Below are 1,347 nucleotides of genomic sequence, written 5' to 3' on the forward strand. Positions count from 1 at the left end.
GTCCCGCGCAGNGGGACCGAGGGCGCCNGCATGCGCCCGAGCCGAGNNGATGGGCCGGCGGGGCCCAATACGCTGACCCCTGGCGTCGAAAGAACCAACACCCCCACCCAAGCAAACTACTGCTTACAACCCTTCGGCTTTGAGGGCGCTCTGGACGCCTTTGTCGGATTGCATACGGGCGAAGAAGGTGCTCAGGTTGTCTAGGCCTGAGAGGTCGATTTCTTTTGCGTGGGCCCAGCGCAGGACGACATACAGGTATGGGTCGGCGATGGTGGGTTTGTCGCCGGTTAGGTATTGTTTGCCGTCGAGTTGGGTGTTGAGGATGGTGAACATGTTGCGCAGGGCGGCTGCGGCGTTGGTGCGGATTTCGGCTTGGGCGGCTTCGTCGGCGGTGTAGCGGGCCGCGCCGAAGATGAGGGAGAAGGTGCGGTGTACGTCTGCGTTGATGAAGGCGAGCCAGCGGCGGACTTGGGCGCGGGATTGTGGGGTGTCGTCGCCGAGTAGCTGGAGTTGCGGGGCGCGTTCGGCCAGGTATTCGAGGATGGCGACGTTTTGGGTGAGGGTCATGTCACCGTCTTGTAGCGCGGGTACTGCCCCCATGGGGTTGATGTCCAGGTAGGCGGGCTGTTTGAGCGCGTCGCGGGCGACAAGCTGGGCTTCGTAGGGTTCGCCCATCCATTCCAGGGTGATGTGGGCGGCGATCGAGCAGGCGCCGGGCATGTAGTAGAGTTTCATGGTGATGAGTCTCCGGTTGGTCGCTGTGGGTGTGCGTTATTACGATGGCGCATGTCTATATTGCCATTTGTACTTGTTATGGTACGCCTGTCTGGTTGCTTTTTTGGCGTCCGTTCTTTCCTCCTTTTCTTCCTGTCTTCGGCGCTGTTGGTTTGGCTCAGTGGGGATTTACATGTCTGAAATATTTGCGGGTGTTGCGCGACGGTCTGTGGTGATGGCTTTGGGCCGAGTGGGTGCGGTGTTGGTGGCGATGGGAACTGGGCTGTCTCAGGCTGAGGTTTCTATTGAGGCGCCGGCGCCGACGAAGGGTGAGGTTGAGGTGACGGAGGTCGCGACGGGGCTGGAGCATCCCTGGTCGGTGGCGTTTTTGCCGGATGGGGGGATGTTGATTACGGAGCGGCCGGGGCGGTTGCGTCGGTTGGATGGGCAGGGCAAGTTGTCTGAGCCGTTGGCGGGTGTGCCAAAGGTGTGGGCGAATGGGCAGGGCGGGTTGTTGGATGTGGTGTTGTCGCCGGATTTTGGGTCTGACCGTTTGGTGTATTTGTCTTATGCGGAGGTCGGCGATGACGGTAAGGCGGGGACGGCGGTGGGGCGTGGTCGGTTGTCGGAGGA

General features: G+C 61.4%; 2 protein-coding genes. One reads left to right on the forward strand and one right to left on the reverse strand.

Going from position 1 to position 1,347, the window contains the following annotated elements; translation table 11 throughout:
- Positions 1 to 123 precede the first annotated feature (123 nt).
- Positions 124 to 735: a glutathione S-transferase family protein gene (locus ACNAZS_RS26710; RefSeq protein ID WP_415793638.1), complete on the reverse strand. Its 612-nt coding sequence runs from the start codon at positions 733 to 735 to the stop codon at positions 124 to 126.
- Between the two features lie 172 nt (positions 736 to 907).
- Here ACNAZS_RS26710 and ACNAZS_RS26715 point away from each other — a divergent pair.
- Positions 908 to 1,347, forward strand: a 440-nt coding sequence (locus ACNAZS_RS26715; protein WP_415793639.1) for a PQQ-dependent sugar dehydrogenase, incomplete at its 3' end; no start/stop codon positions are given.

Source organism: Bordetella tumulicola, assembly GCF_965138755.1.
GTDB classification, from domain to species: Bacteria; Pseudomonadota; Gammaproteobacteria; order Burkholderiales; family Burkholderiaceae_B; genus Bordetella_A; species Bordetella_A tumulicola.

Excerpts from the sequence above, each read along its gene's own strand:
- ACNAZS_RS26710 (WP_415793638.1), bottom strand. The coding sequence starts at position 735 with ATGAAACTCTACTACATGCCCGGCGCCTGCTCGATCGCCGCCCACATC.